The organism is Variovorax sp. V15, from assembly GCF_041154425.1.
GTDB lineage: Bacteria > Pseudomonadota > Gammaproteobacteria > Burkholderiales > Burkholderiaceae_C > Variovorax > Variovorax guangxiensis.
In genome coordinates, this window is record NZ_AP028659.1 from 5,962,346 (window position 1) to 5,983,744 (window position 21,399).

At 67.6% G+C, this 21,399-nt stretch carries 21 protein-coding genes and 1 pseudogene; 11 read left to right on the forward strand and 11 right to left on the reverse strand.

Annotated elements, in window-relative coordinates; all coding sequences use genetic code 11:
* Nucleotides 1-21 precede the first annotated feature (21 nt).
* Nucleotides 22-231 (reverse strand): hypothetical protein, encoded by a 210-nt coding sequence (locus ACAM57_RS28295; RefSeq protein ID WP_126021610.1) that lies wholly within the window; start codon nucleotides 229-231, stop codon nucleotides 22-24.
* A 238-nt stretch (nucleotides 232-469) separates the two neighbouring features.
* On the opposite strand from ACAM57_RS28295, the gene ACAM57_RS28300 reads away from it, so the two are divergent.
* Nucleotides 470-1,156, forward strand: a complete 687-nt coding sequence (locus tag ACAM57_RS28300) for a hypothetical protein (RefSeq protein ID WP_240650585.1) — start codon at nucleotides 470-472, stop codon at nucleotides 1,154-1,156.
* Here ACAM57_RS28300 and ACAM57_RS28305 read toward each other — a convergent pair.
* Complete coding sequence (locus ACAM57_RS28305) at nucleotides 1,145-2,179, reverse strand: AEC family transporter (protein WP_369659749.1); 1,035 nt, start codon at nucleotides 2,177-2,179, stop codon at nucleotides 1,145-1,147. The genes ACAM57_RS28300 and ACAM57_RS28305 overlap by 12 nt on opposite strands.
* A 155-nt stretch (nucleotides 2,180-2,334) precedes the next feature.
* Here ACAM57_RS28305 and ACAM57_RS28310 point away from each other — a divergent pair, with 155 nt between their 5' ends.
* The 4 genes from ACAM57_RS28310 to nadE are packed head-to-tail and all read left to right on the forward strand — an operon-like array spanning nucleotide 2,335 to nucleotide 6,990.
* Nucleotides 2,335-4,443 carry an ATP-dependent helicase gene (locus tag ACAM57_RS28310; protein WP_126021612.1) on the forward strand — a complete coding sequence of 703 codons (2,109 nt, stop codon included), beginning with the start codon at nucleotides 2,335-2,337 and terminating at the stop codon, nucleotides 4,441-4,443.
* A complete protein-coding gene (locus ACAM57_RS28315) occupies nucleotides 4,440-4,943 on the forward strand; it encodes a hypothetical protein (RefSeq protein ID WP_369659750.1) in 504 nt (167 codons plus the stop codon). The genes ACAM57_RS28310 and ACAM57_RS28315 overlap by 4 nt, the downstream gene beginning before the upstream one ends.
* A complete protein-coding gene (locus ACAM57_RS28320) occupies nucleotides 4,940-6,127 on the forward strand; it encodes a phospholipase A (protein WP_369659751.1) in 1,188 nt (395 codons plus the stop codon). The genes ACAM57_RS28315 and ACAM57_RS28320 overlap by 4 nt, the downstream gene beginning before the upstream one ends.
* 23 nt (nucleotides 6,128-6,150) lie before the next feature.
* On the forward strand, nucleotides 6,151-6,990 hold the full coding sequence (gene nadE, locus ACAM57_RS28325) for an ammonia-dependent NAD(+) synthetase (protein WP_369659752.1): 840 nt from the start codon (nucleotides 6,151-6,153) through the stop codon (nucleotides 6,988-6,990).
* A gap of 27 nt (nucleotides 6,991-7,017) precedes the next feature.
* Here nadE and ACAM57_RS28330 read toward each other — a convergent pair whose 3' ends face one another.
* From ACAM57_RS28330 to ACAM57_RS28350, 5 genes and pseudogenes are all read right to left on the reverse strand, one after another.
* Nucleotides 7,018-8,286, reverse strand: coding sequence for a tetratricopeptide repeat protein (locus tag ACAM57_RS28330; protein ID WP_369659753.1), 1,269 nt, complete (start codon nucleotides 8,284-8,286; stop codon nucleotides 7,018-7,020).
* A gap of 26 nt (nucleotides 8,287-8,312) precedes the next feature.
* Nucleotides 8,313-8,441: pseudogene (locus ACAM57_RS28335) on the reverse strand (secretion protein HlyD); the annotation flags it as partial.
* Between the two features lie 69 nt (nucleotides 8,442-8,510).
* Nucleotides 8,511-9,314, reverse strand: coding sequence for an IS21-like element helper ATPase IstB (gene istB / locus ACAM57_RS28340; protein ID WP_369659754.1), 804 nt, complete (start codon nucleotides 9,312-9,314; stop codon nucleotides 8,511-8,513).
* Nucleotides 9,304-10,869 (reverse strand): IS21 family transposase, encoded by a 1,566-nt coding sequence (gene istA / locus ACAM57_RS28345; RefSeq protein WP_369659755.1) that lies wholly within the window; start codon nucleotides 10,867-10,869, stop codon nucleotides 9,304-9,306. The genes istB and istA overlap by 11 nt, the downstream gene beginning before the upstream one ends.
* Nucleotides 10,870-10,968: 99 nt before the next feature.
* A complete protein-coding gene (locus ACAM57_RS28350; RefSeq protein WP_369659756.1) occupies nucleotides 10,969-11,358 on the reverse strand; it encodes a 7TM-DISM domain-containing protein in 390 nt (129 codons plus the stop codon).
* Between the two features lie 71 nt (nucleotides 11,359-11,429).
* On the opposite strand from ACAM57_RS28350, the gene ACAM57_RS28355 reads away from it, so the two are divergent.
* The gene (locus ACAM57_RS28355; protein WP_369659757.1) at nucleotides 11,430-12,170 is read left to right on the forward strand and encodes a response regulator transcription factor; all 741 of its coding nucleotides are present in this window, start codon (nucleotides 11,430-11,432) and stop codon (nucleotides 12,168-12,170) included.
* Nucleotides 12,171-12,208: 38 nt separating this feature from the next.
* Here ACAM57_RS28355 and ACAM57_RS28360 read toward each other — a convergent pair whose 3' ends face one another.
* The 3 genes from ACAM57_RS28360 to ACAM57_RS28370 all read right to left on the reverse strand — a co-directional run bounded on the left by ACAM57_RS28360 (nucleotide 12,209) and on the right by ACAM57_RS28370 (nucleotide 16,879).
* Complete coding sequence (locus ACAM57_RS28360; RefSeq protein WP_369659758.1) at nucleotides 12,209-13,570, reverse strand: sigma-54-dependent transcriptional regulator; 1,362 nt, start codon at nucleotides 13,568-13,570, stop codon at nucleotides 12,209-12,211.
* A gap of 7 nt (nucleotides 13,571-13,577) precedes the next feature.
* Nucleotides 13,578-15,440 (reverse strand): ATP-binding protein, encoded by a 1,863-nt coding sequence (locus ACAM57_RS28365; RefSeq protein ID WP_369659759.1) that lies wholly within the window; start codon nucleotides 15,438-15,440, stop codon nucleotides 13,578-13,580.
* 86 nt (nucleotides 15,441-15,526) lie between these two features.
* On the reverse strand, nucleotides 15,527-16,879 hold the full coding sequence (locus ACAM57_RS28370; protein ID WP_126021728.1) for a dicarboxylate/amino acid:cation symporter: 1,353 nt from the start codon (nucleotides 16,877-16,879) through the stop codon (nucleotides 15,527-15,529).
* A gap of 261 nt (nucleotides 16,880-17,140) precedes the next feature.
* On the opposite strand from ACAM57_RS28370, the gene ACAM57_RS28375 reads away from it, so the two are divergent.
* From ACAM57_RS28375 to ACAM57_RS28385, 3 genes are read left to right on the forward strand one after another with little or no spacing between them, the layout of a single operon-like run.
* A complete protein-coding gene (locus ACAM57_RS28375) occupies nucleotides 17,141-18,559 on the forward strand; it encodes an MFS transporter (RefSeq protein ID WP_369659760.1) in 1,419 nt (472 codons plus the stop codon).
* A 39-nt stretch (nucleotides 18,560-18,598) separates the two neighbouring features.
* Nucleotides 18,599-19,297: an aspartate/glutamate racemase family protein gene (locus tag ACAM57_RS28380; RefSeq protein ID WP_369659761.1), complete on the forward strand. Its 699-nt coding sequence runs from the start codon at nucleotides 18,599-18,601 to the stop codon at nucleotides 19,295-19,297.
* A 34-nt stretch (nucleotides 19,298-19,331) separates the two neighbouring features.
* Nucleotides 19,332-19,733 carry a PaaI family thioesterase gene (locus tag ACAM57_RS28385; protein ID WP_126021625.1) on the forward strand — a complete coding sequence of 134 codons (402 nt, stop codon included), beginning with the start codon at nucleotides 19,332-19,334 and terminating at the stop codon, nucleotides 19,731-19,733.
* 39 nt (nucleotides 19,734-19,772) lie between these two features.
* On the opposite strand, the gene ACAM57_RS28390 is transcribed toward ACAM57_RS28385, so the two are convergent.
* A complete protein-coding gene (locus ACAM57_RS28390; protein ID WP_126021626.1) occupies nucleotides 19,773-20,129 on the reverse strand; it encodes a hypothetical protein in 357 nt (118 codons plus the stop codon).
* Nucleotides 20,130-20,527: 398 nt separating this feature from the next.
* Between ACAM57_RS28390 and ACAM57_RS28395 the strand changes: the two genes are divergently transcribed.
* Nucleotides 20,528-20,884 carry a hypothetical protein gene (locus ACAM57_RS28395; RefSeq protein ID WP_369659762.1) on the forward strand — a complete coding sequence of 119 codons (357 nt, stop codon included), beginning with the start codon at nucleotides 20,528-20,530 and terminating at the stop codon, nucleotides 20,882-20,884.
* Nucleotides 20,885-20,979: 95 nt separating this feature from the next.
* The gene (locus ACAM57_RS28400) at nucleotides 20,980-21,360 is read left to right on the forward strand and encodes a hypothetical protein (protein WP_369659763.1); all 381 of its coding nucleotides are present in this window, start codon (nucleotides 20,980-20,982) and stop codon (nucleotides 21,358-21,360) included.
* Nucleotides 21,361-21,399: the final 39 nt, after the last annotated feature.

Genomic DNA, 21,399 nt, shown 5'->3' on the forward strand with positions numbered 1-21,399 from the left:
GTCGGCCCTCAGACCGCGGTTTCAGTGGTAGCCGGTCGGCTCCTTGCCCATGTCCACGTAGCGAAGTTCGTTGTGCCTGCGCCGCGCGACGCTCACGGGCCATGCGAACACCACAAGGCTCAGCGCGGCGAGCGCGATCGCCGTGGCGGTGCCGAACTTGCCGGCATGCCAGAACCAGCCGACCGCCGAGAGCCAGGCCAGCCACAGAAGGATGCGAACCAGAATTGCCATCGCGCGCCCCATTCACATCTTTGACTTGGAAGCACTGTAGCAGCGCACCTGCAAACCCAAGCATTCATCTGAAGTGGTAGCGGATAGCTATGTCTTACGACATGCCCGGAACTACCGCAAATTTGTGAAAAAAGAGTTGACGACGCACCCCGGCGCTGCTCAAGCTGTAAAGACGCGAACCCGCCGCGGATTGCGAACTCCAAACTGCCTCGCTCACTGGTTGCAAAGGTAGGTCACCGTGAAACCGCCGTTCCTCCCTGGTTGGTCCCTCTCGCTGGCATCGGGCCTCGCCGGCCTCGTCCTTGCCTTCGCCGTGCCATCGGCCCCGGCCGCCGAGCTGGAGCTGCAGGGCAGCCGCCTCGTGGTGTCGGGCATGCTCGACGGCACCATGATCAAGGAGTTCACCGAGCAGCTCGGCAGCGGAACAGTCCATACCGTGGTCTTCGAGGACTCTTTCGGCGGTACCGCCGAAGCAGCCGGCGCATTCGCCGACGCCATCCGCGCGAGCGGCGTGCAGACCGAGGTGCGCGGCCAGTGCATGGCGGCCTGCGCCTACGCCTTCCTGGCCGGCAGGACCCACCGCTTCGGCTACGGCCTGCAGGTCAACGGCATCCTGCTGCCCGTGGCGCAGCGCCCCACCCCCGCCGAGCTGGCAATACGCTGGCGCGGCGACGAGGCCCACAAGACGCTGGCCGAGTTCACGCCCACGTCGGCTTCCGCCAAGGCCATGGAGACCAGCGCGGCGCCAGCGGCGGCCAGGGACAACTGGCAGCCCGACCACGGCGTGCTCTTCACCGCGAGCCCCACGCTCTTCGGCCGCGTCTACAACACCTATTACTGCGACGGCACGCAAGGCCGCGATTTCTCGAAGTGCGAGCGGCTCGCCGATGCCGACCCCTTCAAGCTCGGCGTGCTAACCCCGTAGCGCGCTCACGGCGAGCGGGAAGCTCGGGAAGGCAATCACCGTCGTCCACAGGATGATGCGGGCGATGCGCCCGTTGTCCGCGCCGAAGCGCTCGGCCAGCATCGACACGTTGCTCGCGCTCGGCAGCGCCGCGACCAGCACGATGGTGACCAGCGCCGGCTGCGAGAGCGGCAGCCCCAGCGCGATGGCGCCCAGCCCCAGGGCCCACACCAGCAGCGGATGCGCGAGCAGCTTCACCGCCACCACCGGCAGCACGTCGCTCCAGGGGGCCTTGAGCGCCTTGGCTGCCCCCATGCGGCCGGTGGCGCCCATCGCTTCGGCCACCGCCGCGCTGGCGTCGTGCTCGCGCGCCAGCAGCGCCGAGCGGGCCAGCACCGCGCCGATGGTGAAGAGCGCCACCGGCGAGGCCGCGTCGGCCAGCATGGCGATGGTGCGCTCGACGGGCCCCGGCAGCGGCCAGCGCGCGGCCGACAGCAGCACGCCCAGCAGGATCGACCACGGCATCGGGTTCACGAGAATTCCGCGCAGCGCCTTGCGCGCGGCCAGCATGGCGCCGTGCCGCCCGGCGCCACCGGCCCCGTCGAGCCGCGACAGCGCGATGCACAGCGACGAAGTGACGACCAGGTCGAACGCGATCGTGATGATGATCGGCCCCGCCGCCTGCGCGCCGAGGATGGCCACCAGCAGCGGCACGCCCATGAAGCCGGTGTTCGGAAACGCCGCCACCAGCGCGCCGAACGCGGCGTCGTTCCAGCCCACGCGCGCGTTGCGTGTGAAGGCCACGACGCCCGCAACCACCGCCAGCGCGCAGATGCCCCAAACCAGTGCGACGCTGCCGTCCAGCAGCTGCCCGATGGGCGTGCCCGCGCCGAAGCGCAGCAGCATGCACGGCAGCGCGAAATACAGCACGAAGGTGTTGAGGCCGGGAATGGCGTCCAGCGGCAGGATGCGGGCGCGCGCAGCGCCGTAGCCGGCCGCGATCAGCGCGAAGAAAGGGAAAGTAACAAGGAATACAGGCAGCACGCCCCATTGTCGTTGCCACCGCCGGTTGGCCGGATCGGCGCCGCCGGCCTACAACCCCGGTGGGGCCGGCCCCGTATCATTGGCCGCTTTGCGCCAGCCGTTCCCCACGGCGTTTTTCTCGGCTCTCCCGGTTCCCTCGGTTCTCTTTTTCTCCCATGTCTCACGGACTCAATCCCGCGCAGCTCGAAGCGGTCAACTACATGAGCGGTCCCTGCCTGGTGCTCGCGGGCGCGGGCTCGGGCAAGACGCGGGTCATCACCCACAAGATCGGCCGGCTGATCCAGTCGGGCATCGAGCCGCAACGCATCGCGGCCATCACCTTCACCAACAAGGCCGCGGCCGAAATGCGCGAGCGCGCGAAAGACCTCATCGGCAAGGACGCGCGCAAGGTGGTGGTGTGCACCTTCCACGCACTGGGCGTGCGCATGATGCGCGAGGACGGCGGCGTGCTGGGCCTGAAGAACGCGTTCAGCATCCTCGACGCCGACGACGTGACGAAGATCCTGAAGGACGCCGGCGGCACCACCGACGCGGCCACCGCCCGCATCTGGCAGTGGACCATCAGCAAGTGGAAGAACATGGGCCTGACCTCGGCGCAGGCCGAGGCGCAGGCCGCCGACGACAACGAGCGCATCACCGCGAAGATCATGGCCCGCTACGAGGAGCGCCTGCTGGCCTACCAGAGCGTGGACTTCGACGACCTCATCGGCATGCCGCTGAAGCTGCTCTACGAATTCCCGGAAGTGCGCGCCAAGTGGCAGGCGATGATGGGCCACATCCTGGTCGACGAATACCAGGACACCAACGCCACGCAGTACGACGTGCTCAGGGCCCTGGCCGGCGAGCGCGGCCACTTCACCGCGGTGGGCGACGACGACCAGTCCATCTACGGCTGGCGCGGCGCCACGCTGGACAACCTGCGCAAGCTGCCGGTCGACTACCCGGCGCTCAAGGTCATCAAGCTGGAGCAGAACTACCGCTCCACCAGCGCCATCCTGCGCGCGGCCAATAACGTGATCGGGCCCAACCCCAAGCTCTTTCCGAAGACGCTGTTCTCCGAGCTCGGCGAAGGCGAGCCGGTGCGCATCGTCGACGCCGACAGCGAGGTGCACGAGGCCGAGCGCGCGGTGGCGCGCATCGTGAGCATCCGCGCGGGCGAGGCCACAACGCAGGGCAAGCAGTACAAGGAGTACCGCGACTTCGCCATCCTCTACCGCGCAAACCACCAGGCGCGCGTGTTCGAGCAGGCGCTGCGCAAGGCGCAGATCCCGTACAAGGTCTCCGGCGGCCAGAGCTTCTTCGACCGTGCCGAGATCAAGGACCTGTGCGGCTGGTTCCGCCTGTGGGTCAACAACGACGACGACCCCGCGTTCCTGCGCGCCATCACCACGCCCAAGCGCGGCATCGGCCACACCACGCTCGCCAGCCTCGGCACCTTCGCGAGCCAGTACAAGCTGAGCCTGTTCGAGGCGCTCTTCAGCCCCTCGCTGCCCAGCGTGATGCCCAAGCGCACGCTGGAGGGCATCCACGAGTTCGGCCGCTACATCAACGACCTCGAATACCGCGCGCGCCGCACCATGGGCGCGGAAGACTCGCGCACCTTCATGCTCGACTGGCTCAAGGAGATCGACTACGAGAAGCACCTGTACGACGGCGAGGACAGCGAAGCCGCCGCGGCCTCTCGCTGGACCAACGTGCTGGAGTTCGTCGACTGGATGTCGCAGCGCGCCGGCGGCACGCTCGACGACGCCTCGGGCGCCGACAGCGGCGGCATCGAGAGCGAGCGCAAGAGCCTGCTCGAGGTGGCGCAGACCATCTCGCTGCTGTCCACCATCAGCGAGCGCGAGCAGGACCAGGACGTGGTCACGCTCTCCACGCTGCACGCCTCCAAGGGCCTCGAATGGCCGCACGTGATGCTCATCGGCGTGAGCGAGGGCCTGCTGCCCTTCAAGCTCGACGACGACAACGGCCGCCAGCAGCAGGTGAGCGAAGACACGCTGCAGCGCCTGCAGGAAGAGCGCCGCCTGATGTACGTGGGCATCACCCGCGCGCAGCGCAGCCTGGCCGTGAGCTGGACCAAGAAACGCAAGCAGGGCCGCGAGATGGTGCCCTGCGTGCCCAGCCGCTTCATTGCCGAGATGGGCCTGGACAAGACCACCACCAAGGAAGACCCGCGCGAGAAGCTCAAGGCACTGCGCGCCGAGTTCGCGCGCAAGGCGCAGGACAGCGCTGCCAAGGCCGCCGCCGCCGCGGCGGGGTCATGACGACGATGAAGACGATGACGACGAAGAAGACCACCGCAACCGCCGCGCTGCTGGCCGGCGCGCTCATCGCGCTGGCCGGCTGCGCCTCGATGCGCGGCGGCAGCGCCGACTGCCCCGCGGACGCTCGCGACCTGCCGCTGGAATCGCTCTACGGCAAATGGGAAGCGCGCTTCGACAACCTGCCCGCCGTGGCCGTCGTGCAGCTGGGCAAGCACCCCGACTACGACGGCGTGCGCGGCACCATCACGCGCAACGGCGCCAACGCGGCGAAGGCCACGGTCGCGCAGCTCGCGGGCGACGTGGACGACGAAGGCGCGCTTTCCATCGACGAGTCGCAGGACGGCCGCGCCATCAGCGGCGTGTGGTCGGGCAAGCTGCAGACCGGATCGTGCGGTCGCGAATTCAGGGGCACGTGGCGCAATGCGGCCGACGAGAGCACGCACCCGTTCGTGCTCAGCAAGACGGCGCCGCCGGCGTCACAGGAAGGAAAGAAGCAATGACGAAGACGACCACCATCTCGCCGCGATCTCGCTTCAGGTTCAACATGCTCACGGCCGTGGCCGCATGCTTCGGCGGCGCGGCGGGCATGGCCCATGCGCAGGCGGTGGACAAGCCCGCGAGCCCGCTGGCGGATTCGCAGCTCACCTGGCAACAGTGCGCCGCGCTGGGCGCCAACAACGAGGCGCGACTGGCCTGCTTCGACCGATGGGCGCAGCAGCAGACGCTGCCCGCCGCGGCGGTGCCGGCCGCCCCGCCGGTGCTCGCGAGCACGCAGCCGCCGGTCGATGGAACGGTTCCCGCCACGCGCGTGGTCTCGGTGGCCACCACCGAGGGCTGCCGCGACCGCCAGTACTCGGCGCTCTCGCGCTTCTGGGAACTGGAGAACGCCACCGACTGCGGCACCTTCGGCTTCCGCGGCTATCGCCCGCTCAACGTGTCGGCATCGGCCGCCACCAGGAAGCCCGACACGCCCACCTCGCCTTCGGCCGGCCACACCGCCGACCCGGTGGCCTATCAGGCCAACGAGATGCGCATCGGCCTGTCGGTGCGCACCAAGCTCGCGCAGGGCATGCTCACGCAGAACGACCCGGTGAAAAAAGACTCGCTGTGGTTCGCCTACAGCCAGCAGTCGACCTGGCAACTCTTCAACGGCTCCATCTCGCGCCCCTTCCGCACCACCGACCACGAGCCCGAGCTGATGTACGTCTACCCGACCGACTTCAAGCTGCCGGGCGGCTGGCGCTGGCGCTATTCGGGGCTGGGCATCGTGCACCAGTCGAACGGCCAGAGCCTGCCGCTGTCGCGCAGCTGGAACCGCGTCTACCTGATGGGCGGCGCCGAGCTGGACGACCGCTTCACCATCACCGGCCGCATCTGGAAGCGCATCAACGAGAGCGCCGCCAAGGACGACAACCCCGACATCGCCGACTACTACGGCCGCGCCGAGATCACCGGCCGCTGGAACCTCAACCGCGACAACCAGCTCGCCGTGACCGTGCGCAACAACCTGCGCGACAGCGGCCGAGGCTCGATCCGCCTCGAGTGGCTCAAGGCCATCGGCGACCCGACCAAGAGCAACCTGCGCTTCCACACGCAGCTGTTCTCGGGCTACGGCGACACGCTGGTGGACTACAACCGCAAGCGCACCGTGCTGAGCATCGGCCTCAGCCTTGTGGACTTCTGATCCCTTTCACACGAGCAAACCCCATGAGTGCAGATCTGTCTCCCGTCGACGACACGCAGCGCGAAATCATCGCGGCGCTGCATGTCGCGCCCGTCTTCGACGCAGCCCGCGAACTGGAGCGGCGCGTCGACTTTCTCGCGAACTACCTGAAGCAGACCGGCCTGAAGACGCTGGTGCTGGGCATCAGCGGCGGCGTCGATTCGCTGACCGCCGGCTGCCTCGCGCAGCGCGCGGTCGAGAAGCTGCGCGCCACCGGCTACGACGCGAGCTTCATCGCGATGCGGCTGCCCTACGGCGTGCAGAAGGACGAGGCCGAGGCGCAGGCCTCGCTCGTGGTGATGAAGCCCGACCGCACGGTCACGGTGGACATCCGCCCCGCCGCCGATGCCATGCTCGCGGCGCTGAAGGCAGGCGACCTGAAGTTCCGCGACGCGGCGCACGAAGACTTCGTGCTGGGCAACATCAAGGCGCGCCAGCGCATGATCGCGCAGTTCGCGGTGGCGGGCGCGCACGACGGCATCGTCATCGGCACCGACCATGCGGCCGAGGCGCTGATGGGCTTCTTCACCAAGTTCGGCGACGGCGCGGCCGACATCACGCCGCTGACCGGCCTCAACAAGCGCCGCGTGCGCGCCGTGGCCCAGCTGCTGGGCGCGCCCGACGCGCTGGTCTACAAGGTGCCCACGGCCGACCTCGAATCGCTGGTGCCTGGCAAGCCCGACGAGGACGCCTTCGGCGTGACCTACGAGCAGATCGACGACTTCCTCGAAGGCAAGCCGGTGTCGGCCGAGGCGCGGCGCATCATCCTCGCCACGCATCGCAAGAGCGCGCACAAGCGCGCGCTGCCGGTCGAGCCTTTCTGACCGCGGCGCCCTCCTCGCCGCGCCGCGTCAGCGCGTGACAACTTTCCAGCGCCCGGCCGAGATCTCGGCGGCGTAAGGTGCCGGAATGCTGGCCTCGTAGCCGTTGCCGCGCACGACGGCGTCGTAGCTGCAGACGGCCTGGCCCGCGGCGTCGTACAGGGTCCAGCGCACCTGCGTGCCGTCGGGTGCATCGTGCAGCACATGCATCGAGGGCGCGCCGATATTGGCGCCCACGTGGGCGTAGCGCGCGTCCACCGTCATCGGCACGTGGGGCGGAAAAGGCTGGCTGCCCGGCAGGTCGAACCACTCGTCGTGCATGAGCAGGCTGCGCTGGGCGACCTTCCACACCCGGTGGCGCAGGAAATGCTGGTCTGCATAACGCGACGAAAAAGGCCGGCTGCGCAGGTACGCGCGCATGTCGCCCGCCATGTCCCAGAGCACGCCCGCGCACGCGCCCCACATGCCGGCGAGCATCAGCTCGGTGTGCGAGTGATAGTCGCGCATCACATGGAACCAGCGGTCGGACGCGCACCACGCGCGCACCGCCGCCTGGTCGCGCGTGGACAGCAGCGAATCGGCATCGCGGAACTGCACCCGGTCGACCGCGGGATCGTCGAGCGCGAGGAAGCGCCACATGGTCCCCGGCAGGTCCTGGCCGCCGATGGAGCGCACGTCGATCACCGCGGCGCCCTCTCGCATCAGCCGGCCGCAGACGTCGGCCGGCACCGAGTCGTCGACGTAGAAGCGGCACAGCCACGCCGGGAAGAACTCGCGCGCGGCCCGCACGTTGAGCACCGCCATCTCGCAGTAGCGCGGGTCGCCGCCGAAGAGACTGAAGGCGATGAGGTTGCGATGGCGGTTGCGCTCGTCGAAGCAGCGCGGCGCAGGCAGGCCCACCGTGGCGGCGGCCTGCTCCTTGTCGGCCTCCAGCATCTTCAGGCGCAGCGACTCGGAGCCGAACCTGCGCACCTCGTCGCGCTTGCCGAGCTGCCCGGCCGCCTCGGCCAGGCCGTCGCAGGTATTGGCGGTCCCGAGTTCGCCGACGATGCGCAGGTAGAGGTGGTAGGCCTGCTGCGGCCGGCCGAGCCGCAGCAGGCACAGCGCCACGTCGGCCAGCGGCTGCGGGCTGTGCGTGGCCTCCCACGCCTGCGCCGCAAAGCCCCGCGCCTTCTCGTAGTCTCCCTGCGCAAAGGCCGCGCGGAACCGCGTGCCCAGCGCATCGAGCGCCTGCTGAGTGATCGCCGGCCTGCGCGCCGGAACCGGTGCCTTCGTCTTGGTCGTGCCCTTCCTGGCCATTGTCGCCCTCCTGTTGTCGCTTGGCTTCAGCGCTCGCGAAGCGCTTCGCGCGCCTTGTTGAGCGGCTTGATCAGGTAGTCGAGCACCGACTTGCTGCCGGTGTGGATGTCCACCGAGGCGATCATCCCGGGCACGATCGGGAAGCTCCTGCTGTTGATTTCCATGGAATCCTGACCCGGCATTTCCATCGAATATTGACCCACCCTCTTTGTGAGCCTGGTGGCTCACGATGTGGATAAGTTCTTGGTTTTCTCCTTCTTTGGTTGGACTTGCTGAACGGATTGCGCGGTGCTGTGCTTGAACCGGAAGCTGTCGTTTCCAGTTTCCAGGATATGGCAGCGATGCGTAAGCCGATCCAGCAATGCAGTGGTCATCTTCGCATCGCCGAACACACTGGCCCACTCGCTGAAGCTCAGGTTCGTAGTGATCACCACGCTCGTGCGCTCGTAGAGCTTGGACAGCAAGTGGAACAGCAGCGCACCACCTGAAGCACTGAACGGCAGGTAGCCCAATTCGTCAAGCACCACCATGTCCATATGCATCAGCCTGTGCGCGATGCGCCCGGAATTGTCACTGGCCTTCTCCCGCTCCAGCGCGTTGACCAGATCGACCGTAGAGAAGAAGCGTATGCGGCAACGGTGATGCTCGATGGCTTGCACGCCCAAGGCCGTAGCAAGGTGGGACTTGCCTGTGCCCGGTCCTCCCACGAGGACCACGTTCTGTGCATCGTCCATGAATTCACACCGATGCAACTGGCGCACCAGGGCTTCATTGACCTCGCTGTGGGCGAAGTCGAAGCCTGCGAGGTCGCGGTAGACGGGTAAGCGCGCGAGCTTCAATTGATAGGCCACCGTACGCACCTCCCGCTCAGCCATCTCCGCCTTGAGCAATTGCGAGAGCATCGGTTGGGCCGCCTCGAAGGCGGGCGATCCCTGTTCGGCCAGCTCCGCCACGGCCTGCGCCATGCCGTGCATCTTGAGCTCACGCAGCATGATCACGATGGCCCCGCTCGCTGGATCATGTCGCATGGCGCACCTCCCGGGTGATCATCGTGTTGGCAGCGCTTGCGCGGCCTCTGAGGGTGTCGTAGCGCCGCACGTCGGCCTTCGGCTCGGTCACAAGGCGCAGCGCCTGTGGCGCCGTGACCGGCGCAGGCGCCACGGGCTTGGCGTCCAGCAACCGGTGCAGCACGTTCAGCACATGGGTCTTGCTGGCCACGCCAGCTTCCAGGGACAGCTCGACTGCGGTCAGCACCGCCTGCTCGTCATGGTGCAACACCAGCGCCAGGATCTCCACCATCTCGCGGTCCCCGCCTGGCTGCTTCAGCAGCACCGCCTGCAGGCGACGGAAGCCCTGCGGAAGGTCGCTGAAGGGCGCGCCGTTCCTCAGCGCCCCGGGCTTGCGCTGCACGACCGCCAGGTAGTGGCGCCAGTCGTAGACGGTATGACCACCGTGGCGATGCCCCGGCTCGAACACCCGCTCGTGCTCACAGATCACCTGCCCCTCGGCCGCGACGACCAGCCGGGCAGCGTACACCCGTAGGCTTACAGGGCGGTTCGCATACGAGGCCGGTACGCTGTAGCGGTTGCGCTCGAAGTGCACCAGGCAGGTCGGAGAGACGCGTTTGGTGTGTTCCACGAAGCCGTCGAAGGGCCGTGGCACAGGCATGAGCAAGGGCCGCTCCTGCGCCCATACATCCGCCACCGTGCCGGGCAGCTTGCCGTGGATGATCTCGCCCCACAACGCCTTGCAGCGCTCCTCCAGCCAGTCGTTGAGCAGCGCCAGCGTGGCAAACGCCGGCACGGGCTGCCACAGCCGGTGCCGCGCATCGCGCACGTTCTTCTCCACCTGGCCCTTCTCCCAGCCCGAGGCCGGGTTGCAGAACTCGGCCTCGAACAGGTAGTGACTGACCATGGCGCTGAAGCGCGCGTTGACATCGCGCTCCTTGCCGCGGCGCACCTTGTCCACGGCCGTCTTCATGTTGTCGTAGATGCCCCGTCGCGGCACGCCGCCGAGCACCTCGAAGGCCCGGTTGTGTGCATCGAACAGCATCTCGTGGGTCTGCAGCAGGTAGGCGCGCACGATGAACGCGCGGCTGTGGCTGAGCTTGAAGTGCGCCACCTGCAGCTTGGTGCGCTCGCCGGCGATGACCGCCCAGTCCTCGCTCCAATCGAACTGGAATGCCTCGCCGGGACCGAAGGCCAGGGGCACAAAGGTGCCTCGCCCGGTGGTCTGCTGGACCGCGTGGCGTTGCGCGTGCCACGCGCGTGCGAAGGCCGCCACGCGGTTGTACGACCCCTGATAGCCCAGCGCTGCCAGGTCGGCGTGCATCTGCTTGAGCGTGCGTCGTTGTTTACGGGACTTGGACGCTTCGCTCTTGAGCCAGCCGCTGAGCTTCTCGGCGAAGGCGTCGAGCTTGCTCGGGCTGATGCGCTTGGCGTAGCTGGGCTCTGCCTCGCCCTCGCGAAGGTACTTGCGGATGGTGTTGCGAGACAAGCCCGTGCGCCGGGCTATCTCTCGGATGGACAGTTGCTCACGCAATGCCCAACGTCTGATGACACTCAGTGTCGCCACGTCAATCACTCCTGTGCTCCTGCCGCTAAAAGCAGCAGGTTAGGGTTACTACGTGGGTCAGTTTTAGATGGAAATCACCGGGCCAACTGGGTCACTTCTGGATGGAAATCAACAGCCCAGCCGCTCGACCGAAATCCTGCCGGAGGCATCGCGCCGGTAGACCTCCACGTCGTCGACCCAGTTGGGGAATATCTGGATGGCCCATTGCGAAAGCGTGCCGGGCTCCTGCTGCAAGGAAAACCTGATCCAGTAAATCTCGCCTGCCCGAAGTCGGCCGAGGCGGGTATCTCCGGCTATAAACTCCACGCCGCCGCGGGCTGAAATAATGTCCTCGATGGAAGTATTTCCGGATGTATCAATGAATATTTCCTCTTGGCCGAGCAACGAGACGGGTTCTTTCAGCCCTTGATCGCTGCGAAGCACAAGAGCATGTGAACAAAGCGAAATCAGCCACAGCGCCATCCCCGCGATCAAAACAAGACATCTATTTCTTTTCATGTTGTTGATATTGTCCGGCGAATCTTCGGCGCCAGCAGCGCGTCGCAGCCGAGACCGAGGAGAGGTGCATCATGAATATTCCGAACTCCAATACCGATAAAAAGATAACCGTCTACCTGATCGAGGACGAAGAAGACCTTCAGGAAGCACTGGTCTACAGCCTCGAGCAACTGGGTTTCAAGGCCTCCGGCTTCTCGACGGCGGCGGAGTTCTACAGGGCCTACGCGGTCAATCGATGCGACGTGGTAGTGATCGACATCGAACTGCCGGACGAGAACGGTTTTTCGATCGCCCAGCACCTGCGTTCCGCCAGCAATGTCGGGATCGTCTTCGCAACCGCGCGCGGCGACCTCAGCGACCGGGTACGCGGCCTGCGCGGCGGCGCCGATGCCTACTTCGTGAAGCCGGTGCATGCCGAGGAGCTCGCGGCCTCGATCGAAGCCATCTACCGACGCATCAAGGCAGCCGAGGCGAGCGCCGGCCGGGCGCTGCAGCCGCATCAACCCGAGGCGCCGCGCGGCACGGGGCGCTGGGTGCTCAAGGAAGGCGACTGGATCCTGTACGCCCCCGATGGCCGGGCGCTGCGCCTCACGATGTCGGAGCGCGCCATCGTCACCAGCCTGTTCAAGCAGCGCAACAAGCCCGTCGACCGGACGCAGCTCGCAGCCGCGCTGGGCGGCGGCGATCTCGAGAACTTCGACCTGCAGCGCGTCGATGCCGTGGTCAGCCGGCTGCGGCGCAAGGCGACGGCGGCGGGCATTTCACTGCCGCTGCATGCCGTGAGAGGCACCGGCTACCAATTCCAGACCTGAGCTCAAGAGCGGGCCGCCCGCAGGATGCGGCTGCAGCCCTACTTGAACTCGTCGACCGTCAGCCCGAGCTTGCGCACCTTGTCGTGCAACGTCTGCCGCGCGATGCCCAGGGCGGCGGCCGTGGCGGGCTGGTCGCCGCGCTGGCGCCGCAGCTCCTCGACGATCACCGCGCGCTCGAACGATTCCACCTGCTGGGGCAGACCCCGCGGCAAAGCAGGCACACCCTGCGCGCTGCCATGCGTCTGCGTCAGGCGCTCCCCCAGGAGCCCCAGCACGAAGCGGTCGGCCACGTTGCGCAGCTCGCGCACATTGCCGGGCCAGGCGTAGGCCATCAGGTCGGCCAGCTGCGCGTTGCTCAGCAGCGGCGCGGGCCGGTCGTAGCGGGTCGCGGCCTGGAGCGTGAAATGCTCGAACAGCAGCGGGATGTCTTCCCGACGCTCGCGCAGCGGCGGCAGCTCGATGAAGGCCACGCCCAGGCGGTAGTACAGGTCGGCCCTGAACTTCTGCTGGTCGCTCATGGCCTTGAGGTCGTCCTTGCTCGCGGCCACCACGCGGCAGTCGAAGGGAATGGTCTTGTTGGAGCCGATGCGCTCGATGCTGCGCTCCTGCAGCGCGCGCAGCAGCTTGATCTGCACCGCCATAGGCATGCTCTCGATCTCGTCGAGGAAGAGCGTGCCGCCGCTGGCGTATTCGAACTTGCCCACGCGCATGCGGCTCGCGCCGGTGAAGGCGCCGGCCTCGTGGCCGAAGAGCTCGCTCTCGGCCAGCGACTCGGGCAGCCCGCCGCAGTTCAGCGGCACGAAATGCTGGCGCCGGCGCGCGCTGTGGTCGTGCAGGCAGCGCGCGACCAGCTCCTTGCCGGTGCCGGTCTCGCCGTAGACCAGCACGTCGGCCGACGTTTCGGCCAGCGTCTTCACCGTCTGGCGCACCTGCTGCATCTGCGCCGAACGGCCTATCAGCACCGACTGGATGCCCTGCCAGTTCTCCAGCGCGTCGCGCAATGCGCGCACCTGCAGGCTGAGCTGCCGCCGCTCGATGGCGTGGCGAACGATGGCCACCAGCCGCTCGGAGCTGAAGGGCTTCTCGATGAAGTCGTAGGCGCCCTCGCGCATGGCCTGCACGGCCATCGCGATGTGGCCGTGGCCGGTGACCAGGATCACCGGCAGCTCGGGGTCGACATTGCGCAGTTCGGGCAGCCACTCGGTGCCGCTCAGGCCCGGCAGGCGCACGTCGCTGATGACGACGGCCGGCACGCCGAACGAGATGTGCGCCCGCGCGCGCTCGGCGCTCGGGAAGGACTCGACTTCGAAACCGGCCAGGGTCAGCACCTGGGTGGTGCTGACGCGGACGTCTTCGTCGTCCTCGATCAGCATCACCCGGATGGCAGGGGCTTCGCTCACTTGGGGATCACTCCTGTTGTGCAATGGAAAGGGCGTCGGCAACCGGCGGGTTGCTGCTGCTGTCGTGGATCACGGCAATCGCCGCCGGCAGGTCGACGACGAAGCATGCCCCGCCGCCGTCCAGGTTGGCCGCGCGCAGCGTGCCGTCCATGGACCGCACCAATTGTGCCGAGATCACGAGCCCCAGTCCCAGCCCCGACCCCGCCGCCTTGCCGGTGACGAAGGGTTCGAACAGCCGCTGCAGGATGTCCGGGCGGATGCCCGGGCCGGTGTCGGTCACCGACAGCAGCACGCGGCCCTCCTTCGGCCGTGCTTCCAGGCGCAGCTTGCGTACCGGCGCGTCCTGCATCGCGTCGATGGCGTTGCGCATCAGGTTGGCGAGCACGCTGCCGAGCGCGGCCTCCTCCGCCATCACGCTCAGCGCGGGCGGCTGCACGTCGACCTCGATGGCGACGCGCTGCTTGCGCGAAGCCTCGGCCACGATCACCTGCGCGTCGGCGATCGCATGCGACAACAGCACCGGCGCCAGCGGCAGCTCGCTCTTGTAGGCGAAGGTGCGCAGCTGCGAGGTCAGCCGCGCGAGCCGGTCGACCATGCCGCGGATGCGCTCGAGGTTGCCGCGCACGTCCTCGAGGCGGTTCTTGTCGAGCAGGATGGACGCGCTTTCCGAGAGCGTGCGCATCGCGGTGAGCGGCTGGTTGAGCTCGTGCACCACGCCGGCCGACATCTGCCCCAGCGCAGCCATCTTCCCGGCGTGCACCAGCTCGCCCTGCGCGGCGCGAAGCTGCGCGGTGCGCGCGGCCACGGTCGATTCGAGCGTGTCGTGCGCCGCCTGCAGCGCGGCCTGGTTCGCAAGCTTCTGGCGCACGGCGCGGCGCCGCTGCCACAGCGCCACGGCCACCAGCAGCAGCACCGTCATCGCGAGGCCGGCGGTGATGGCCGCGTTGCGCGCCGCCACATGCAGCGGCGCGAGGTTGTCGAGCACCACCAGTTGCCACGGCGCGCCGCGCAGGGTGCGGGCGGAGGCGAGCTGATCGACGCCGTCGAGCGAGACCACCTGCACGTCGCGGTCCAGCGCTTCCTTCTGCGTCCACTGCAGCGGCTGCAGCGCGGCCTCGCCGTAGGGCCGCGAGCGCAGCACCTCGGCGCGCTGCAGTGCGTCCAGCGGCAGCAGCGGCCTGAACTTGATGTCCTCGCGCGTCGAGAGAATGACCACGCCGCGCTGGTCGATCAGCGCCACGTCGCCCGGCAGCTTGCGCCAGGCGCGCTCGGCTTCCTCGAGGTTGATCTTCACCGCCACCACGCCGCGCGAGGCCTGCCCGCGTCGCAGCGCATACGACAGGTAGTAGCCCGGCTTCTTGCTGGTGATGCCCACGCCGTAGAAGCGGCCCCTGCCCTGCCCCAGCGCGTCGATCACGTAGGGCCGGAACGACAGGTCCTGGCCCACGGTGGTGCCGGGCTTGTCCCAGTCGGAAGCCGCCAGCGAGGTGCCGGAGGCGTCGAGCACGTAGAGCATTTCCGCTCCGGCCGCGGCGTTGACGCCGTCGAGGTAGCGGTTGACCGAATCGCGTAGCCGCATGTCCGACGGCGTGCCGAGCAGGGCCGGCACCAGGGGCGTCATCTCCAGCAGCGCGGGCAGGTAGTCGAAGCGGGCGAGGTCGGCGTCCAGGCCGGTGGCGAGCATGTCGAGCCGGTGGTCGGCCGCTTCGCGCAGCCGGGCCAGGCCGGTCTGCATCGCGACCTGATAGCCCGCGAAGGCGGCCACGGCCACCAGGGCCAGCGCGCCGCCCCATCGGGGCAGGCCGCGCCATCCTCTCGTCGCCTGGTCGGAGTGTGGGTCTAGACGCCGGGCCGGCTCCCTTGGATTCATGGGCCCGTTATTGCACAAGGCCGGGCCGCCCGCATTAGTGGCAGCCCGATGGCCCCAGGGCGGGGCCGGAGGGAGCGGAAAAAAGATCAGGAAGCCTGGCGCGCGCCGCTGGCGGGCATGTGCGTCTCGGTGGCGTCGAGCACGCGCTCGGGCTCGTCGGCCTCGGCCGTGCTTTCCTGGTTCAGGTGCTGGTTCATGCGCACGGTGTCGAGGTCGCCCGTCCACTTGGCGACCACGAGGGTGGCCACGCCATTGCCGATCAGGTTGGTGAGCGCGCGGGCTTCCGACATGAAGCGGTCGATGCCCAGGATGAGCGCCAGCCCCGCCACCGGCACGTGCCCCACCGCCGACAGCGTGGCCGCCAGCACGATGAAGCCGCTGCCGGTAACTCCGGCCGCGCCCTTCGAGGTCAGCAGCAGCACCGCCAGCAGCGTGAGCTGCTGCGTCAGCGTCATGTCGGTGTTGGTGGCCTGCGCGATGAACACCGCCGCCATCGTCAGGTAGATGGAGGTGCCGTCGAGGTTGAACGAATAGCCGGTCGGAATCACGAGGCCGACCACCGACTTCTTCGCGCCCAGGTTCTCCATCTTGGCCATCATGCGCGGCAGCACCGATTCGCTGGACGAGGTGCCCAGCACGATCAGCAGCTCTTCCTTGATGTACTTGATGAACTTCCAGATGCTGAAGCCGTGGAAGCGCGCAATGAGCCCCAGCACCACGAAGATGAAGAGCAGGCAGGTGGCGTAGAAGGTCGCCATCAGCTGACCGAGCTGCAGCAGCGAGCTCACGCCGTACTTGCCGATGGTGAAGGCCATGGCACCGAAAGCGCCGATGGGCGCGACCTTCATGATGTAGCCGACGATCACGAAGAGCACGTGCGAGCCCTTCTCGATCACGTCGAACACCAGCGTGCCGCGCCCCCCGAAACGGTGCAGCGCGAAGCCGAACATCACGGCGATCAGCAGCACCTGCAGGATCTCGCCCTTGGCGAAGGCGTCGACCACGGTGTTGGGAATGATGTTGAGCAGGAAGTCGGTGGTGCTCTGCATCTTGCCCGGGCCGGTGTAGGCCGCGATGCTCTTGGTGTCGAGCAGGCTCACGTCGACGTTCATGCCCGCGCCGGGCTTGAGCACGTTCACCAGCACCAGGCCCACGATGAGCGCGATGCTGCTGACGATCTCGAAATACAGCAGCGCCATGCCGCCGGTCTTGCCGACCTTCTTCATGTCCTCCATGCCGGCGATGCCCACCACCACCGTGCAGAAGATGATCGGCGCGATGATCATCTTGATCAGCTTGATGAAGCCGTCGCCCAGCGGCTTCATCGAAGCGCCGGTGTCGGGATAGAAGTGGCCCAGGAGCACCCCGAGCACGATGGCCGTGATGACCTGGAAGTACAGGGATTTGTAAAAAGGTTTGGGGGCGGTCTGGTGTTCCATGGGGGTGCTCATTGGTTTGTCTCCAGGTTCGTGACCGGGCCCCACGACGGAGGCGCACGGCCGGCCGGTGATTCAGCAATCGACATGCCACGGCCGGCAAGGGTTGGGGCGCGCCCTAAGTCCTTGATTTCACGGGGCTTTTCTTCACGCGGCGCGAGGCGCCCCGCCGACGATCCGGATGCCGCCGACCGGCCCCGTCCGACCTTCCGGATCGTTGACTCCGGGTAAACCCTAAACACCCGGCGGTGTCAGACTCGGCGCATGAACGACAACGCCCCGTCCGCCGCGGCCACGGAAAGCGCCTCCAGGCGCATCGCGCTCACCGTGGCGGCCGCCTTCTTCATGGAGACGCTGGACGCCACCGTCATCGTTACGGCGCTACCGGCCATCGGGGCGGCCTTCGGCATCGGCGCGCTGGACGCGAGCCTGGGCGTGACGGTCTACCTGATCGCGATGGCGGCGCTGGTGCCTGCCGCCGGCTGGTGCGCGGGGCGCTTCGGCGCGCGGCGTGTGTTCGCGCTGGCGGTCGGCACCTTCACCCTCGCCTCGCTCGCCTGCGGGCTTGCGCCGAGCTTCGAGTTCTTCGTCGCGGCGCGCGTGCTGCAGGGCGCGGCCGCCGCCTTCATGTCGCCGGTGGGCCGGCTGGTGGTGCTGCGCGAGACGCCGAAGCACCGGCTGATCGAGGCCATCGGCACCATCACCTGGCCGGGGCTCATCGCGCCGGTGATCGGGCCGCCGCTGGGCGGGCTGATCGCCACGCATGCCTCGTGGCACTGGATCTTCCTGCTGAACGTGCCGCTGGGCCTCGCCGGCCTGTGGCTGATCATGCGGCTCTTTCCGCGCCGGGCCGACACGGCGCCGGTGCGCTTCGACGCCACCGGCTTCGTGCTCACCGCCATCGCGCTGGCCGCGCTGGTCGAGGGCCTCACGCGGCTGGGCGGGCCACAGCCGGGCTCGGCCGCCACGCTCGGCCTGCTGGCCGCAGGCGTGACAGCCACGATCGCCGCGGTGCGCCACGCGCGGCGCGTGGCGGCGCCGCTGCTTGACCTTCGCGCGCTGGCGGTGCCGACCTATGCGCTGGCCACCGCGACGGCCGGCTTCATCTCGCGCGTCGCGATCAACGCATCGCCCTTCCTGCTGCCGCTGATGTTCCAGATCGGCTTCGGCATGAGCGCCTTCCAGGCCGGCTCAATGCTGCTGGTCTACATGGCCGGCAACCTCGTGATGAAGAGCGCCACCACCGCGGTGCTGCGGCGCTTCGGCTTTCGCCGCGTGCTGACGGTGAACGGCGCGATCTGCGCCGCCACGCTGTTCGGCTGCGCGCTGCTGTCGCCCGGCGACCCGCTGCCGTGGATGTGCGTGCTGCTCTTCGTGGCGGGCATGGCGCGTTCGATGAACTTCACCGCCATCAACACGCTGGCTTTTGCCGACGTGCCCGACGAGACCCGCGCGGGCGCCAGCACGCTCGGCACCATGCTGCAGCAGGTGTCGCTCGCGCTCGGCGTGGCGCTGGGCGCGATGGTGCTCGGCGCATCGCAGGCGCTGCGCGGCGCGGCGGCCGTGGAGTTGGTCGACTTCCACCACGCCTGGTACGTGGTCGGCCTGCTGATGGCCATCGCGACGCTGATGATGCTGCGGCTCGACCGCCATGCGGGCGTGGCGGTGTCGCGCAGGGCGTGAGAACATCGTCTGCTGATTTCCCAGACGGAGACCTGCTTCATGCCACTTCACATCGGCATCGTCGGCTGCTCGGCCGAAGGCGCTGCGCTCTGCTATCGCACGCTGTGCGTCGAAGGCGCCAGCCACATGGGCCAGGCCCATGCACACCCCGAGGTCTCGATGCACACGCATTCGCTCGCGGCGTACGTGGATTGCCTGGACCGCGGCGACCTGGGCGGCGTCGCGCAGCTGATGCTGTCGTCGGCGGGCAAGCTCGCCGCAGCCGGCGCCGACTTTCTTATCTGCCCCGACAACACCATCCACCAGGCGATGCACCTGGTGCTTCCGCACTTGCCGAGGCCGTGGCTGCACATCGCCGAGGTGGTTGCGGCCGAGGCGGTGTCGCGGGGCTTCCGCAGCGTGGGCGTGCTGGGCACGCACTGGCTGGTGAACAGCGAGGTCTATCCGCAGGCGCTGTCGGCAGCCGGACTCGAAGCCGTGCGGCCAAGCGCCGAGGAGCGTTCGGAGATGGGCCGCATCATCATGGACGAGCTGGTGCGCGGCGTGATGAAGCCGGAGTCCACCGACGTGCTGCGACGAATGATCGACGGGCTGAAGGCGCGCGGCTGCGATGCCGTCGTGCTGGGCTGCACCGAACTGCCGCTGGTGCTGAACGACGGCAACTCATCACTGCCCACGCTGGACTCGACACGTCTGCTGGCCCGCGCGGCGCTGCGGCGCGCTACTACCACCGGCTGAGCCTTCGGTCCTAGATACAAGCAAGGAGACATTCATGCCAGACATCGCCGCGATGCAGAAGCTGCTGGACACCATCTTCCCCGGCCTCATGGGCGTGCGGCTCACCGAGCTGGCGCCCGAGCGCGTGGTCGCGCTAATGGAAGTGCGGCCCGACCTGTGCACCGCCGGCGGCATCCTCCACGGCGGCGCCTACATGGCCTTCGCGGACACGCTGGGCGCGGTCGGCACCATCGTCAACCTGCCCGAAGGCAAGCGAACGACGACGACCGATTCGAGCACCAAGTTCATCGCCGGAGCGCGCGTGGGCACCACGGTCACCGGCACCAGCGTGGCGCTGCATCGCGGACGCACGACCCAGGTGTGGCAGACCTCGGTGACCAACGCGGACGGCAAGCTGTGCGCTGTCGTCACGCAGACGCAGCTGGTGCTCGACTGAGGTGCACTGCCGCGTCAGCGGCTGCGCATTCGCTCGATCTCAATAGCGGTCTTCGTAGTAGCGGCGATGCTGCTCGCGCTCCCACTGGCGGCGGCGCCACTCGCGGCGCTCTTCCCAGCGCTGCGCACGACGCTCTTCCCAGCTGGGTCCGGACTCGTAATAGACAGGCGCCGGAGCGGAATACACCGGGGCCGGCTGGTAGTAGGTCGGTGCCGGCCGCGAGTACACGGGTGCCGGCTCGTAGTAAACCGGTGCGGGCTCGGTCACGACCACGCCGGGTACGTTGATGCCAACAGACCAGCTCGTGCCCGCGTTGGCGGATGCGGCGGCGAACAAGGCGCCGGCGGCGAGGAAACCTGCGGCGACCAGCTTGAGCGTGGATTTGGGGAAAGCCATTTCTTTCATCTCCTGAAGGGCAAGAAGCTGCCCTGATGCGCTTCCAACGCCTGACTGCGCGGTGTGGCGCACATCGGGACGGTGAAGAACGTTCCTAAATGTCACGCTACCTCGATGGGCGGCTGCGAAAAGCCCGCTGGCTATACTGCCTTCGTCACGTCAAAAAAAGCGTGACCGGGTTTAGCAGCCCGACGAAGCTCTGCGACGCACGCCGCAGGTTCTTCCGCAGGATCTGCGGCTTTGTCGTTCGCGCCTCCTTTTTGGCGGCTCGGATGGGAGGGCTCGCGCCCTGCCGGTTCTCGCAAGAGCTTCCCGGTCTGCTAACCCGTTCGAGCCGCCGCCCCCGTTTAGCAGCGAGTGCGTCGGCTTTTGCAAACCGAAGCTCTTGGAGGCCATTCATGGCTAGATCCGCTCGCGCATTCACGCGCACATCCTCGCTCCCTCATTCCAACGAAGAACCCGCTGCGCCCTCCGGCGCGTCGTCGAAGTCATTCCCTCAAGACGGCCCCGAAGCACTCGCGCTGCAGGCAGGCGACGACATCACCAGCATCCGCGACGTGCACAGCGCATACGCGTGCCTCGAAAAGCTCATCGCGCCGTTGCAGGTGACCGACTGCGAAGAGCTCTGCCCGACGCGCTCCGAACTCGGCGCGCTGGTCCGGCTGATCAACGAGGCTCTGCATCGGCGCATCGACGTTGCGGACGGCACGATCAGCTCTCTGCGTGAGGTTCTGCGGGAGAGTTGTTCGACCTAGATATGGATCGGCTCCGGCGAAAGCTCCAGCCCTTGGATATGCTCCCGCATCCACCGCTCCGTCAGCGGTTTCATGAACGAACCCTGCAACCGCCGATGGACTATCTCGCCGAACTGCGACTTCAAGGCTTCCACCAGGCGGACGACCATCGAGACGATGAAGGCCGCGTGCAGTTCGATTGCGATCTGTACCGCGGTACAGCGGACGAGCTCACGATCCAGGTGTATGCCGTCGATCAGGAGACGCTTGAACGCGAGGTCATGCCAATACTGGAGGCTGTGCTGCCGCAGATCGACGAGATGGTCGCCCGGCTCGGTGAGATCGATGCCGATCTGGCACAGATCATCTTGTATCGCGGGCGACTCGGGCTCCACTTCTGGTCGCGCGGGGTCAACAACGAATTCACCGGGATCTGTACGCAAAGCGGAGATCGCTGGGTCTTCCAGGGGTATGGGGACATCTTCGCCAACAGTTAGTTGAAGAAAAGCCCGCGCGGGCGAACATCTGGCGATCTG